Source organism: Fusicatenibacter saccharivorans (genome assembly GCF_027667425.1).
Lineage (GTDB): Bacteria > Bacillota > Clostridia > Lachnospirales > Lachnospiraceae > Fusicatenibacter > Fusicatenibacter saccharivorans.
In genome coordinates, this window is the sequence record NZ_JAQEGR010000001.1 from 135,522 (window position 1) to 151,118 (window position 15,597).

General features: G+C 49.1%; 12 protein-coding genes. 11 read left to right on the forward strand and 1 reads right to left on the reverse strand.

The annotated features are described in order from the left end of the window. Positions 1 to 11 precede the first annotated feature (11 nt). Positions 12 to 560 (forward strand): TetR/AcrR family transcriptional regulator C-terminal domain-containing protein, encoded by a 549-nt coding sequence (locus PGS38_RS00655; protein ID WP_055226495.1) that lies wholly within the window; start codon positions 12 to 14, stop codon positions 558 to 560. A 21-nt stretch (positions 561 to 581) separates the two neighbouring features. Here the strand turns inward: PGS38_RS00655 and PGS38_RS00660 are convergent, their stop codons facing one another. Continuing rightward, entirely contained in the window at positions 582 to 1,604 is a 1,023-nt protein-coding gene (locus tag PGS38_RS00660; RefSeq protein ID WP_118749852.1) for a hypothetical protein, read from the reverse strand. 296 nt (positions 1,605 to 1,900) lie between these two features. Between PGS38_RS00660 and PGS38_RS00665 the strand changes: the two genes are divergently transcribed. The 10 genes from PGS38_RS00665 (at position 1,901) to PGS38_RS00710 (ending at position 15,423) form a co-directional block, all read left to right on the forward strand. Beyond that, positions 1,901 to 2,701, forward strand: a complete 801-nt coding sequence (locus PGS38_RS00665) for a PHP-associated domain-containing protein (RefSeq protein WP_055218178.1) — start codon at positions 1,901 to 1,903, stop codon at positions 2,699 to 2,701. 93 nt (positions 2,702 to 2,794) lie between these two features. Beyond that, positions 2,795 to 3,967 (forward strand): metallophosphoesterase, encoded by a 1,173-nt coding sequence (locus tag PGS38_RS00670; protein WP_022463295.1) that lies wholly within the window; start codon positions 2,795 to 2,797, stop codon positions 3,965 to 3,967. Positions 3,968 to 4,354: 387 nt separating this feature from the next. After that, positions 4,355 to 5,689: an aspartate--tRNA(Asn) ligase gene (gene aspS, locus PGS38_RS00675; RefSeq protein WP_330425640.1), complete on the forward strand. Its 1,335-nt coding sequence runs from the start codon at positions 4,355 to 4,357 to the stop codon at positions 5,687 to 5,689. A 323-nt stretch (positions 5,690 to 6,012) separates the two neighbouring features. After that, complete coding sequence (locus PGS38_RS00680; protein WP_117800885.1) at positions 6,013 to 6,471, forward strand: cyclase family protein; 459 nt, start codon at positions 6,013 to 6,015, stop codon at positions 6,469 to 6,471. 229 nt (positions 6,472 to 6,700) lie between these two features. After that, positions 6,701 to 8,158: a radical SAM protein gene (locus PGS38_RS00685; RefSeq protein WP_118699891.1), complete on the forward strand. Its 1,458-nt coding sequence runs from the start codon at positions 6,701 to 6,703 to the stop codon at positions 8,156 to 8,158. A gap of 185 nt (positions 8,159 to 8,343) precedes the next feature. Then, positions 8,344 to 9,255 carry an AAA family ATPase gene (locus PGS38_RS00690; RefSeq protein ID WP_118699890.1) on the forward strand — a complete coding sequence of 304 codons (912 nt, stop codon included), beginning with the start codon at positions 8,344 to 8,346 and terminating at the stop codon, positions 9,253 to 9,255. A gap of 11 nt (positions 9,256 to 9,266) precedes the next feature. Next, positions 9,267 to 11,054 (forward strand): cobaltochelatase CobT-related protein, encoded by a 1,788-nt coding sequence (locus PGS38_RS00695; protein ID WP_118699889.1) that lies wholly within the window; start codon positions 9,267 to 9,269, stop codon positions 11,052 to 11,054. Positions 11,055 to 11,290: 236 nt separating this feature from the next. Further along, positions 11,291 to 11,752: a MarR family winged helix-turn-helix transcriptional regulator gene (locus tag PGS38_RS00700; RefSeq protein WP_242991099.1), complete on the forward strand. Its 462-nt coding sequence runs from the start codon at positions 11,291 to 11,293 to the stop codon at positions 11,750 to 11,752. After that, positions 11,746 to 13,494, forward strand: coding sequence for an ABC transporter ATP-binding protein (locus tag PGS38_RS00705; RefSeq protein WP_117760378.1), 1,749 nt, complete (start codon positions 11,746 to 11,748; stop codon positions 13,492 to 13,494). The genes PGS38_RS00700 and PGS38_RS00705 overlap by 7 nt, the downstream gene beginning before the upstream one ends. A 3-nt stretch (positions 13,495 to 13,497) precedes the next feature. Then, positions 13,498 to 15,423 carry an ABC transporter ATP-binding protein gene (locus tag PGS38_RS00710; RefSeq protein WP_118639908.1) on the forward strand — a complete coding sequence of 642 codons (1,926 nt, stop codon included), beginning with the start codon at positions 13,498 to 13,500 and terminating at the stop codon, positions 15,421 to 15,423. Positions 15,424 to 15,597: the final 174 nt, after the last annotated feature.

Here is a 15,597-nt window from a genome sequence, read left to right on the forward strand (position 1 = left end):
GGAGAGAAGAGATGGCGGATTCCAACAGTACAAAGAGTGCGCTTGCAGATGCAATGAAAAAATTGATGGTACGCAAGTCTTTTGCAAAAATCAGTATTTCAGATCTCTGCGAGGAATGCGGTCTGAACCGGAAAAGCTTTTATTATCATTTTAAAGATAAATACGATCTGGTAAACTGGATCTTTTATGTGGACTTTCTGACAAACATGGGCGGAAAGAACTTTGAGAATGAATGGGATGTGCTGGTGGCGGTCTGCAATATTTTCTATCAGAATAAAGCATTTTACCAGAGTGCCCTGAGGATCGAAGGGCAGAACAGTTTTAAGGATTACTTTTACGAGATGCTCGAGCCGGTCATGGCGTTTTTTGTACAGGATCTCTTTCAGGTACAGAATCAGAAACTGTTTGTAACGTTCTTCTGTGATGCCTTCCTGACCGCAGTTCTGCGCTGGTTTTCCATGGAAAGCGAGCTGGAACCGGAAACGTTTGTCGAAGAACTGAAAGAAGTGATATATAGATCATCAGAAAAAATAGCAGCCAAAGCGGAACCAAAGAAATAAAATTCCGCTTTGGCTGTACTTTTATGCATCTGCGAGCAGTTCACGGTAAAATATATTCCGAAGAGACAACTCTTCAAAGGAAACGGTGGGCGTATCGAGTGTGCGGGCCATGTGATCCGGCAGAAGCAGCAGATACGCCGGATGGGCGGTGATAATCTGCTCAATTTTGCGGGAGTCTTCCTGCACTTCGATCGGGAAGAATGGCTGTATGGGGGTGAAGCGGTACTGTTGAACAACATCGGAAACAGCCCGGATACTTTCTTTTGAGCACGAATCATCTGCGACCAGAAAGAAAAAGACACTCTGTTCCATCTGGGAATACAGGTGGTCAAAAGAGAGCAGATAAGCGGCAGCATCTGCATCCTGATAGACTTTGTGCATACCGAACAGCGTTTTCTGATGGCGCAGGGCTTTTGCCATGGAAGCCGTTGAGGGGGCATCAATTGGAAGAGAAACCATCAGGTTCGGGCAGGATAAAAGCAGTTTCTGCTGTTTTTCGGTAAGCGGCGTATTGGAAAGAAACCAGAGAAACGCGCATTCCGGATGCGACTGGATGACGGCAAGGTAGGATTCCATATCCTCATGATGATCCATGGAGCGGAGCTGATAAGAGTAGATGCCGTATGTCAGACCGGTTCTGACCACGGATGCAAAAAACGAGGAATCATAAGTGTCCGGGATGCGGCTGTCGAGACGGAGCTTGACAACCCAGGGAACAGCAAAGGAAAGTTCTTTCTGCTTCTGGCGCAGAATCTGCGCACCGTAGGTAAAACTGTTGTAGCCGATGTTGATGCCGAACTGACGAAGCGCTTCCGGATCGTTGCTGCGCAGCAGAAAGTCGATCGCCTGATAATACGGGCTTTCATCGTTGCGCAGAAGATCCTGAAAAATGGCAAAAATCTGATTCTGAAAGCGGCCGCGGGAAAATTGGCGGCCAAGATCGCAGAGCTTGCGGACGCTGCGTTTCGGATCTGCGTCCATCTCCACCATCGCGCGTGCAACTGTTGTGTCGATCAGTGCGCGGGTGATGTCCTGTGAATTCATAATGTGTTCCTCCGATCAAGTAAAATAAGCTGTTTTTATCATAGCAAAAAGAACACGGTAAAAACAGGGACAAAGAACAGGAATTGTCTAAAAACTCCATTCCTTAAGGAAAATTTACCAGATCTTCAGAAGAAATTTCTTTTTCTTTTGTGGAAAAAGTGGTAAAATAAAGTTAGATGGTACAAACTATCGATTCTGCCGCGCCAAAAACGCGGCGGAACCATCCGAAACGATTCCAGAAAAATAGGAAAAACGAAATGGTTTTCGAACATGGAAGATAAAAGGAGGCGTTTTGCATGAAATTTGATATGCACTGCCACACAAAAGAGGGTTCGATGGATGGAAAAGTCATGATTGAGGAGTACATCCGAACACTGAAACGAAAAGGATTTGGAGGAATGTTGGTATCCGACCACGATTCCTATGACGGATACCGCGAGTGGAAGAATGCCATCAAGGGAAGAGCACACCAGGATTTTGTGGTATTAAAAGGTGTTGAGTACGATACGTGCGACTGCGGCCACATTCTTGTGATTATGCCGTTCGGCGTAAAATTAAAAATTCTGGAGCTACGCGGTCTGCCGGGATCGATCCTTGTCAAGATCGTCCATGCGTACGGCGGAATTTTAGGACCGGCGCATCCGTACGGCGAAAAATTTATGAGCATGATCAGCACGAATGAACGGAAGAAAAAGTATCAGCAGCGGATTGCCCAGCTTCTCCCGCAGTTCGATTTTGTTGAAATTTTCAATGCGTGTGAGAGCGCGGAGACGAACGCAAAAGCGAAACGGCTGGCGGAGAAATTCAATAAGCCCGGCTTTGGCGGAAGCGATGCGCACCGGCTGGACTGCATCGGAAAAGCGTATACCGAGCTGCCGGATACTATCAGAAGTGAGGATGATCTGATCGCCTACGTAAAAACGTGCCCGCAGATCGAATGCGGCGGCGAACATTACAACGGAACGACGAAAGACCGGATCGGCCGCCTGAACATGGTGCTTGTGGATTCGTTCTATTTCTACAACAAACTTGCAAATGGCTGGCGTTGGCGGAAGCGGAGACGTGAGCTGTTTGATATCATAGAGAAAAAACTCTGATGAATGCCTGGCAAAAAAGCGTGCCGGAAACGTTTCGTTCGGCACGCTTTTTCCTGCCCTGTATTTGAATCGAAAAAGAGAGGAAACATACGTATGCTTGCAATATTTCTTGCGCCGGTCTACATACTGGCAAATGTATTTACCGCCTACTGGCTGCTGCGGTGGATGAAGGAGGTGCATCCTTTGTTCCGCCATCCGGCCGTGCTGGGTGTCATTTTGGTGCTGTATGCATTTTTTGCACTTTCCCTGCTGACGAGCTTTCTGATCAAAAGAGATCCCGTTCACCGGATTTTAAAGGTCATCAGCAACTGCTGGCTTGGCATGTATCTGTATTTTCTTGGCTTCACCGCGATTCTGGTGCTGCTGCGCTTCATTTTTGCGCATACGGCACTGACGAAAACTTGGCTGTATTCTCCGATGGGATTGAAAGCGGTCGGCCTTGGCGCGATCCTTTTTGTGACGGGAATGTGCATCTACGGAATGGTGCATGCAGTCCATATTTACACGACACGATATGAGGTTCCATCGAAAAAGGATGCACATCTGAAAATTGCTCTCGTCGCAGATCTTCATCTGGGGTACAGCATCGGCAGTCATCAGATGGAAGAGATGGTGGAAAAAATTAATGCTGAGGAGCCGGATGTCGTTGTGATTGCCGGGGATATTTTTGATAATGAGTACGATGCCATCTATGAGCCGGACCGCGTGGCGGATCTTCTGGCGGGCTTAAAGAGCCGGTACGGCACGTACGCCTGCTACGGCAACCACGATCTCGATGAGAAGATTCTCGCGGGCTTTACGTTTGAGACGAAGGAGGAGCGCATCGCCGACCGCCGGTTCGGTGAGTTTCTGGACCGCGCGAAGATTCATCTGCTGGAGGATGATGTGGTCTGTATCGATGATGCCTTTTATCTGGCGGGCCGAAAAGATCCCGACCGGATCCGCAAAACGCAGGAGACACGCGACACGCCGTCCGAACTGCTTACCGGACTGGACCAGTCGCTTCCAGTTTTTGTGATTGACCACCAGCCGTCGGAGCTGACCGAGCTGGCAGAGGCAGGCGCAGACCTTGATCTTGGCGGCCATACGCACGACGGACAGCTCTTCCCAGGCAATATCCTTACCGGCCTGATGTGGGAGAATGCCTGCGGGATGAAGAAAGTCGGAGACATGTACAGCATCGTCACATCCGGCGTGGGTCTCTGGGGACCGCCGATGCGGATCGGGACGAAAGCGGAAGTGGTGATCATCGATTACGGAAAATAAGGGTTGACAAAACCGGAACGCAGAATTATAATACAACAAAACTACGAAACAGAGGTTATCAACGATGAACGAGATGCACAGCGTACAGATGCACAGGGACGACGATTGATAGCGCTTGTATCAAAGTGAAGACTACTATACTTCACAGGTACAGGCGCTGATTGTGTTGTACCTGTGTGGAAGATAAGGCAAAGGGAAACCACACCGGGAGAAAAAGAAATACCCCGTGTGGTTTTTCTTTGCCATTTTTTATCCATGCGGGAATGACTTGAAATTTACATCAGAGAAGGGTTGTGATCGTATGGGACATACAGATTATGTCCATATGGATTTTCTGCTGATTTTGCGGCGATAAAGAAAAATCAGAACAGAAAGGCAGAAAAGACTATGAAGACAGAAATGAATACCGTAAAAGTAAGAAAAACAGAGGAACTCGAAGCAGAGCAGTTAGGAGCACACATCGGCGAAATCGTGCGGCTGCATGGAAGCATTTACAAAATCCGAAAAATGAGCTCATTTGCATTTGTGCTGCTTCGGACGAAACGGCAGATGGTACAGTGCGTGTACGAGCCGGCGTATGCCCGGTTTGCATTGGAGGAATTAAAAGAAGAGGCGTGTGTCCGGTTTACCGCGGAGGTGATCCGTGAAGAGCGTTCCAGAAGCGGGTATGACCTGCATCTGTTAGACGTGGAAATCCTCTCCGAGCCGGAAGAAGTACCGCCGGTTGTCATCAACCAGAAGCGGGTCAACACTTCCATCGAGAACCTGCTGGACTACCGGCCTATCACGCTGCGAAATGAAAAAGAGCGCGCGGTTTTCCAGATTCAGGCCAGGATCTGTCAGGCGTTCCGCGAATTTCTGGATGGACAGCACTTCACCGAAATCCACACACCGAAGCTCGTAGCAGCGGGAGCCGAGGGCGGAGCTAATATCTTCTCCCTGTCGTATTTCGGCGAACAGGCATATCTGGCGCAGAGCCCGCAGTTTTACAAGCAGATGATGGTCGGCGTCTTCGAGCGTGTCTACGAGATCGCACCGGTCTTCCGGGCGGAGAAGCACGACACGGCGCGTCATCTGAACGAATATACAAGCGTGGACTTTGAGATGGGCTATATCGAGAATTTTGAGGACATCATGGCGATGGAGCAGGAAATGCTGCGGTACACATTTGGACGGCTGCAGGAGACATGCGGAGCGGAGCTTTCGCTTTTAAAAGCAGAGGTGCCGGTGATCACGGAGATTCCGAGAATCCGTTTTTCCGAGGCGAAAGAGCTGGTGAGCCGCGTATACAAAAGAGCCTTTTCGGAGAAACTGGACTTTGAACCGGAGGAGGAAAAACTGCTGTGCGAATATGTGAAGAAAACGACAGGCAGTGACTTCGTATTTGTGACACATTATCCAAGCGCCAAGCGCCCGTTCTACGCGATGGACAGCAGAGAAAATCCGGCAGAGACGGAAAGCTTTGACCTTCTGTTCCGCGGCCTTGAGGTGACGACCGGCGGCCAGCGCATCCACAATTACCGGGAGCAGGTGGAAAAGCTCGAAAGCCGCGGCATGCATGTTGAAGCGTTTGAGAGCTATCTAATGATGCACCGCTGTGGCATGCCCCCGCACGGCGGCCTCGGTCTTGGGCTGGAGCGGTTTACGGCACGGCTTCTCGGATTTGAAAATGTGCGGAACGCATCCCTGTTTCCAAGAGACATTCACCGTCTGATTCCGTAAACCAGAAGAGTGTAAAAAACTCCGGCGAAGCCGTGGCGCAGATCCACGGGCTTAGCCGGAGTTTCATAAGATTTCCCTCCCTTTTGAAAGATAGCGTAACCGTTTGGATATTTCTGTTATACACCAGGGGAGTGAAAATGACAAATTGTTTATTGCAGACAGGATTGCTGTATAAAAGTCAGAATTTTTGCAGAAATGAGCCTTGTAAAGCGTCCGAAAATAGGCTATACTAAACAAGGTTTGGCTGCCGGCAGAATCTGGCAGTATCGGCAAATATTGGAAAAAAGAAAGACGGGAGTTTCCCGGTTTGAGGATAGGAAAATATGAAATTATATGACATTTCCGGAGAGCAGTTTTCCGCAATGGACGCGCCGCGTCATCTGATGACGGAGGAAGGAACGGCGCAGACGACGCTCGACCGGTCACTTGGCATCTGTCAGGTGGCGGAGCTTGAGGGAAAAGTGACAAGAGAAGTGCTCGAGGAGGTCATGGAAGAAGACTGTGAACGTCTCCTGATCCGCGGCGATGCGCAGATTACACGCGATGGGGCAGATTACCTGGCAGAGAAAAAACTGGTGCTGCTCGGTGTGGAGCAGGAAACCGTCGGAAATGAGACATCAGGGAATGATGTTCATCAGCAGTTACTGAAAAAAGGCACGGTGATTGTTGAAAATCTGAATCTGGAGAAAGTGACCTCTGGTCATTATTTTCTCGTGGCTGCGCCGATCCAAAAGAAACACCAATACGGCGGCCCGATCCGTGCGGTTCTGATCGAAAATTAGGAAATGCCCTGTGTGAATCAGAAAATGCAATGTGAAACATAACAGAAAGAGAAAAACAGGAAAAAGTGTTCCCGCGTGGGACACTTTTTTTGATATGTCCAAAACGAGGGAATTTTGGGTTGTATTTTCCAAATATGGAGAATATAATGAGAAAAAGCCAGGATGTGGTATTCAAAACCAGATCAATTCCGGGCAAAATATTAAACTATTACAAAGGAGATCGTGAACAATGGATGCAAAAATGAAAGTAGAAAGAGCCGCTGCAGGCGCTGCGATCGATGGTGTTTTAAAATATGTGAACCACGGAGACGACAGAACAAAAGCACTGCTGAATCTGACGGATTTTGTACAGAAATTTACCGGAAATATGTTTGCGGAGAAAACGTTCGACAATATCCGCACCATGCTGCAGAATCCGGACAACAAATGGGTACAGTATGTCAACCGCGGACTGGACGAGCTGGATCCGCAGGTGATCAAAATGACTGCTTTGAACCTGGGATTCCAGGCAGCTTTCGTCGGAACGAAACAGATCCGTATGAACCGTGAAAAATACAACTGCAACATCCCATGGACGATGCTGATGGACCCGACAAGTGCCTGTAACCTGCACTGCACCGGATGCTGGGCAGCAGAATACGGCCACAAGCTGAATCTTTCCTATGAGAAACTTTCTGATATCATAAGCCAGGGAAAAGAGCTGGGAACCTACTTCTACATGTTCACCGGCGGCGAACCGCTTGTGCGCAAAAAAGACATCCTGCGTCTGGCAGAAGAGCATCATGACTGTGAATTCCACTGCTTCACCAATGGAACCCTGATCGACGAGGAGTTCTGTGAGGCGGTTCAGAAGCTCGGCAATATCTCCTTCTCCCTGTCTCTGGAAGGCTTCGAGGAGGTCAACGACGGACGCCGCGGCGAGGGTATTTTCGATAAAGTTCTGGCAGCCATGGATCTGATGAAAAAACACGGTCTGCTTTTTGGTACTTCCATCTGCTACACAAGAGCAAACCTCGAGACCGTTACAAGTGACGAGTTCCTGGATCTTTTGATCGAGCACGGATGCCGTTACAGCTGGTATTTCCACTTCATGCCGGTCGGCATGGACGCTGCACCGGAGCTGATGCCGACGGTTGAGCAGAGAAAATATATCTATCACAGACTGCGTGAGATCCGTTCCGATAAGAGTGACAAACAGATCTTTGTTATGGACTTCCAGAACGACGGTGAGTTTGTCGGAGGCTGTATCGCAGGAGGAAGAAACTACTGCCATATCAATGCAAACGGCGATGTGGAGCCGTGTGTTTTCATCCATTACTCCGGCGCCAACATCAACGAAGTTTCCCTGATCGAAGCACTGCAGCAGCCGCTGTTCCAGGCATACCGCGATGGACAGCCGTTCAACCGCAACCACCTGCGTCCATGTCCGATGCTCGAAAATCCGGAACTGCTGCGTGAGATGGTAGAGAAGACCGGCGCGAAGTCAACCGACCTGCAGTCTCCGGAGAGTGCAGAGCATCTGTGCGGAAAATGTGATCTGTATGCTGCTGATTGGAAAAAAGCCGCAGACGAGCTGTGGGCAGAGAATCCGCATCACAAACAGAGATATGAGAACTATAAGAAAGAGAACCTGGACGAGGAGGCAAAAGCTTCCACAGAGGAGATTCTTTCCGGAATCCGCGGATAATGCGATCGATGAATCGAAGATAAAATAGAAGCAAGACACCGGAAAATGGGACGAAAACCTGTTTTCCGGTGTCTTTTTGTGCGGGCAGTGAGCCAAAGTCCGACCTTGCAGAAAGCGGCCGGATCCCGTATACTATAGAGAAGCAAAGCGATATTTTAACGACAGAGAGGATTAAAAAATAGAAGATGAACGATTCATTTTTACAGGAACAGGGCGTAAGCGGGGCGTTAATTGAGAGTGTGCGGAAATTCCGCGAGAGCTATCCGGTGGCGGAGGGCTTAGAGAACCGCATGAGCACGCCGGAAATCCCGTTTTTCGGAAAAGAGATTCTGGAGATGGCAATTGCCGCGCTGCTGCAGGGCGAAAATCTGCTGCTGACCGGCGAGAAGGCAACGGGAAAAAACGTGCTGGCAGAGACACTGGCGTATATTTTCGGAAGACCGACGTACAACGTTTCCTTCCATGTAAACACAGGAAGCGCCGAGCTGATCGGAACAGATACGTTCCAGAACCAGGAGGTCACACTCCGGAAAGGCAGCATTTACCGCTGTGCAGAGGAAGGCGGTTTTGGCATTCTCGATGAGATCAACATGGCGAAAAACGATGCTGTCAGTGTTCTTCACGCCGCGCTCGACTACCGCCGCATCATCGATGTGCCGGGCTACGATAAAATTCCGCTTCACCCGGCGGCGCGGATAATCGGAACGATGAATTACGGCTATGCGGGAACGAGGGAGCTGAATGAAGCGCTGGTGTCCCGCTTTCTGGTGATTGACATGCCGCCGCTTACAGAAGAGACACTGTTTTATCTGATGCAGTCAAAATTCCCGGATCTGAAACCGGCGGCACGCGAAGCGCTGGCCGGCCTTTACCTCGATCTGCAGAAAAAGGCAAAACAGGCGGAAATCACCACGCGCGCGCTCGACCTCCGCGGTCTGTTCGGAGCGATCGGCACGATGCGCCAGGGGCTGTCCCCGTATCTTGCGGTGCAGATCGGCATTGTCAATAAATGCTTTGACCTGTTTGAAAAAGAGATCGTGCGGGATGTCGTGCGCACGCGGATTCCGGAAGAGTGGACGCCGCAGGATATTTTTTAGAGGAAATACGTATGGTGACAGAGGAAACATTAAAAACGCATGAGATGGAGCTGGAAAGCCGGATCCGCAATCTCGTCTGGACTGTCAGCGGCGACTACACGCTGAAGCTGAACCCGGATGTGGAGCGGTATGCGAAGGAGCCGGATACGGTACTGTACGACACAATCCGCCAGGGCGCCTTTTCGTGTTACTTTGATCGGGAAGCCTACAGCCTGTATCTGGTGAAGAAGGTTTACAGCGGCGCAGCGGAGGGAGAACTGATGATGCTCGCCCAGCTGGTGACGGAGGAGGCCGTATCGAAGCGGCTCGAAAGCGAGCGCCCCGGTGTCAAGGGCTTTCGAAGGAGAGCAGCGGAGGAAATACTGGACCACTCTTTTGAAACTCTATCCAGAAATGAGACAGGCCGCCTGAAACTGGAGTATCTGCGCGGAAGAAGAGAGGAGGACGAGGGAAAAAGCCCTTCATACTCGGGGAAAACGCGGGAGTGGATGAAACTGCTGAAGCACGCATCCGAAACAGCGGATACAATGGAACTGATCCGGGTGACGGACGAGCTGTACAATAAGGTCGTCGATCCCGCATTTGTGAAAAAGCACGGTGATCTTGCCTCGGTTCTTGCGGTAACGATCGAGGAGCTCACCGAGTATTCCTGGAAGGATTTCCTTTCGGAGGAACTGTACGAGGACGGGCTCGAGACATATCTGGAGCGAGTTTCGCTTGATATGACAAATTTCACATCAAAAGAGGCGGAAGAGAAGAAAGAAAAAACAGCGGGAAGCGATACCAAAAAGATCGTTGTCGTCGATGAGAAAGCGTTGGCACGGATGTATCAGTACATTCAGCGCAATTACGGAAAAACGTGGCTCTCGGAGAGTGAGGAGAAAAGCCGGAATTACCAGCTCTGCCGCGGCATCCACAGCGACTGCAGCCTCTATTACACGGAGGGTGTGCTGAAAAATCCGGTCGGAAAGTATTATCAGCTCTCCTACGCGCAGAAGCAGAAGGATAAAAACCTTCATGCCTATTACGACCAGCACCGCGCGGTGCGGCAGAACATTTCGCTGCTGTATCAGGAACTGAAAAAAGCGATGCTGCTGCAGGAGGATCAGTCGTTTGCGGATGCAGACCACGGAATTTTACAGCCCGCGCGGATGTGGAAGGTGGGACGGAGCCAGAATGCGGATCTGTTCCGGCTGGAGCAGCGGCGGAATTCGCTGGATTTTGTCGTGGATATTCTCGTAGATGCGAGCGGTTCCCAGCGGCCGCGCCAGGAGAATGTGACACTGCAGACGTACATTCTGGCGGAGACCTTAAGCCGCCTGCACATCCCGTTCCGCGTGATGAGCTTCTGTACGTTCTGGGATTACACGATCCTGCACCGGATGCGCGATTACGACGATCCGCGGGAGAAGAACAGCAATATTTTTGAGTATATCACATCCTCAAACAACCGCGACGGGCTTGCTGTCAAGGCGGCGGGGATGGATCTTTTAAAACGCCAGGAGGACCGGAAGCTGCTGATCCTCTTAAGCGACGGAAAGCCGTACGATGTGCTGGTGAACCGGCCGAATGCGAGAAATCCAAAGCCGTACCGGGATGACTATGCACTGCATGACACGGCAACTGAGGTGCGGCGCCTCAGGCAGCAGGGTGTCTCGGTGCTTGGGGTCTTTGTAGGCGAGGAGACGGAGCTTATGGCGGAGCAGAAGATTTTCGGCAAGGATTTCGCGTATGCGCGCGATATCCGCAACTTTTCCCATATGGTGGGAAGCTATTTAAGAAGAAAAATCGAAGAATAAACGAGCGGAATGCTCCGGGCGGAAAGTGAAAAACTTTTATCCGGAGCATTTTTTTCGATTTTTTTACGCAAACAGGTTGACATTTCCCACAAAATCTCCTAGAATGTTCTATAGCGAATTGTTTAATATGAAACAGTCATCTATAGAACAGTTGCTTATGGAACAGTCCTTATTCAAACAGTTTTATAACGAACAGATGGGGACGGCAGCAAAGGGGAAAGGAGGAAAAAAGCAGCGTGTGTTGTAAAAAAAGAAAAATCGGCCACGAACTGCGGACGCTGGACAATATGATGTCACGGAACCTGATGGCAGCCGCCAGAGAGCGGGGCGTCGATGAACTGACGGCCATGCACGGGTGGATTTTGGGCTATCTGTGCAGGAACGAGCACAAAGATATTTTCCAGAAAGATATTGAAGCGGAATTTAAGATCTGCCGCTCTACCGTGACCAACATTTTAAAGCTCATGGAGAAAAAGGGCTACATCAAACGGGAGTCCGTTCCCTATGACGCGCGGCTGAAAAAACTGGTGCTGACCGATACCGGAAGAGAGCTTCACGAGAAGACGAAAGATATGATCGATATGCTGGAAGAACAGACGGTTGCGGGAATTTCAAAAGAAGATCTTGACACTTTCTACCGTGTCATCGATCAGGTCAAAAACAACGTAAAAAATATGTTAGGAGAGACATCATGTTAAAAACACTTGGAGCACAGGTAAAAGAGTTTAAAAAAGCCTCCATTGCCACTCCGATTTTCATGATTCTGGAGGTTATCATGGAGATGATCATTCCTCTTATGATGGCATCCATTATCGATAACGGTGTAGAAAAAGGCGATCTCCATCACATTTACGTGGTGGGAGCATTCATGGTAGTGGCAGCAGCCATCGGTCTGTTTGCAGGTATCATGGGCGGAAAATATGGAGCAAAGGCATCTGCCGGATTTGCAAAAAATCTGCGTCAGGCCATGTTTGAAAATATCCAGGAATATTCTTTTTCCAATATTGACAAATTCAGTACAGCAGGTCTTGTCACCCGTCTGACCACAGATGTGACGAATCTGCAGAATGCATATCAGATGATCCTTCGTATGTGCATGCGTGCACCGGCGAGTATGATCATTGCAATGATTATGTCGTTTTACATCAATGCACGCCTTGCGAGCATTTATCTGGTGGCCGTTATTCTTCTTGGAACGTGTCTGTTTCTGATCATGCGGTCTGCAACCAAATATTTCGAGCAGGCATTTCCAAAATATGATGAATTAAATGCGAGTGTGCAGGAAAACGTATCCGCAATCCGTGTGGTAAAAGCGTATGTGCGCGAAGATTATGAGACAGGAAAATTTCACAAAGCGTCCGAAAATATTTATAAAATTTTCTGTAAAGCAGAAGAAAATCTTTCCTTTAATGCACCGCTGATGCAGCTGACCGTGTACAGCTGTATTCTTCTGATCAGCTGGCTTGGCGCCAAAATGATTGTCGGAAGCAGTCTTTCGACCGGAGAACTGATGAGCCTTCTGACCTATTGCATGAACATTCTGATGAGCCTTATGATGCTTTCCATGGTATTCGTTATGATCACAATGAGCCTTGCAAGTGCGCGCCGTATTTCAGAAGTCCTGAATGAGAAGAGTGATCTCGATAATCCGGAGAATCCGGACTTTTCGATTCCGGATGGAAGCATTACCTTCGATCATGTCTATTTCAACTACAAAAAAGGAGCCGGCGAGCCGGTTCTTTCGGATATCAATCTTTCCATCCAATCGGGTGAGACAATCGGTATTATTGGCGGAACCGGAAGTGCGAAGACAAGTCTTGTCAACCTGATCAGCCGTCTGTATGATGTAACAGATGGATCCGTTAAGGTCGGCGGAAAGGATGTCCGCTCCTACGATATGGAAACGCTGCGAAATGAAGTAGCCGTTGTTTTACAGAAAAATGTGCTGTTTTCCGGTACTATTCTCGACAACCTCCGATGGGGTGATAAAAATGCTTCGGAAGAAGAGTGCAAGCGTGTCTGCCGTCTTGCCTGCGCCGATGAATTTATCGATCGGATGCCGGAGGGCTATAACACCTACATCGAGCAGGGCGGATCCAACGTATCCGGCGGTCAGAAACAGCGCCTCTGTATCGCGAGAGCACTGCTGAAGAAACCAAAGGTGCTGATTCTGGATGACAGTACAAGTGCTGTCGATACCGCAACCGACGCGAAAATCCGGAAGGCATTCCTGACCGAGATCCCTGAAACGACAAAGCTGATCATTGCACAGCGTATTTCCAGTGTGCAGGACGCAGACCGCATTATTGTCATGGAGAACGGAAAAGTAAATGGTTTTGGAAGCCATGAGGAATTACTGAAAACCAATGAAATTTACCGCGAAGTATATGAGTCTCAGACCGGTGGCGGCGGAGACTTTGACGAAAAGAGAGGTGAGTAAGGAATGGCAGAGAGAGTACAGCAGGTAAAGGGGCCGGGAGCAAGACCTCCAAGAGGGGTGAAAACGCAGGTCAAGAATCCGATGAAGATCTTTACCAGAATTATGAAATATGTATTAAAGGATTATACGGTACACTGCATCGCTGTTGTCATTGCGATTTTTGTCAACGTCCTGGCAAATGTACAGGGAACGATGTTTATGAAAACGCTGATTGACGGCTATATCACGCCGATGCTGACCCAGCCGGATCCGGATTTTGGCCCGCTGCTCCACGCAATTTTGCGGGTGGCCGGATTTTACGGAATCGGTATTGTGGCTGCGTTCGTTCAGAACCGTACCATGATTTATGTATCCCAGGGAACCCTGCGGAATCTGAGAAATGATCTGTTCGGCAATATGGAAAAGCTGCCGATCAAATATTTTGATACCCATGCGCACGGCGACATCATGTCGATTTATACAAATGATATTGATACCCTGCGTCAGATGATCAGTCAGAGTATCCCGCAGATCATCAACAGTGCAATCACGATTGTCAGTGTCTTTGTCAGTATGCTGATTCTGAACATCCCGCTGACGATTACAACGCTGGTTATGGTATCTATCATGCTGGGAGTGACAAAAAAGGTGGCCGGATTTTCCGGAAATTTCTTTGTAAAACAGCAGAGGGATCTTGGTAAAGTCAACGGCTTTATCGAAGAGATGATGGATGGCCAGAAGGTTGTCAAGGTATTCTGTCATGAAGAGGAGAATATCGAAAAATTCAAAGAAATTAATAACAATCTGTATGAGAGTGCTTACAATGCCAATGCGTTTGCAAATGTTATCGGACCGATCAATGCACAGCTTGGAAATATGAGCTATGTTGTCTGTGCAATTGTAGGCGGTGCACTTGCCCTTGGCAGCGTCGGTGGCTTTACGCTCGGTGGTCTGGCAAGCTTTCTGACCTTCAACAAGAGTTTTAACATGCCGATCAACCAGGTCAGCCAGCAGCTGAACGCAATTGTTATGGCACTTGCAGGAGCGGAACGTATTTTCCGACTGATGGATGAAGAGCCGGAGCTGGACGAGGGGTATGTAACGCTTGTCAATGCGAAGGAAGAAAACGGAAAACTCACCGAGACGAAAGAGCGTACCGGAAAATGGGCATGGAAGCATACGCACCAGGCAGATGGATCTGTGGATTACCGCGAGCTGCAGGGCCGTGTGGTATTCGAACATGTTGATTTCGGCTACAACCCGGATAAAATTGTTTTGCACGATGTATCGCTGTTTGCAGAGCCGGGTCAGAAGATCGCGTTTGTCGGTTCTACCGGAGCCGGAAAGACAACCATTACCAATCTGATCAACCGCTTCTATGATATTCAGAAAGGTAAGATCCGTTACGATGAGATCAACATTGGAAAGATCAAAAAAGATGACCTGAGAAGATCGCTTGGCATTGTTTTGCAGGATACACATCTGTTTACGGGAACGGTAAGAGAAAATATTGCCTTCGGAAAGCTCGATGCGACGGAGGATGAGGTTGTAGCAGCAGCAAAACTGGCGAATGCGCACGGATTCATTATGCGTCTGCCGCAGGGCTATGACACAATGCTGACCGGAGACGGTGCGAATCTGTCCCAGGGTCAGCGGCAGCTTCTTGCGATCGCGCGTGCAGCCATTGCAGATCCGCCGGTACTGATTCTCGATGAGGCGACAAGCTCCATCGATACCCGTACCGAGCGCATTGTTCAGGATGGTATGGATAAGCTGATGAGCGGAAGAACAACCTTTGTTATCGCACATCGTCTGTCCACCGTACGAAACGCCGATTGTATCATGGTTCTTGAGCAGGGACAAATTATTGAGCGCGGTACCCATGATCAGCTGATGGAACAGAAAGGAAAATATTACCAGCTGTATACCGGAAATCAGGTTTCCGCATAGCAGAAAAAACGGAAAAAGTAAGTCCCGCACGACAGAAAATAAAAATCTGTCTGTGCGGGATTTTTTTGCGAAGCAGCGGCTGGTTTTATGTGCGAGTAGCGAAGCGGATTGCGAATATCCGCTTCGAAATGATGATTGCGAGTGATACAGTAAGTTCCCGCAGGTTTTTGGGTC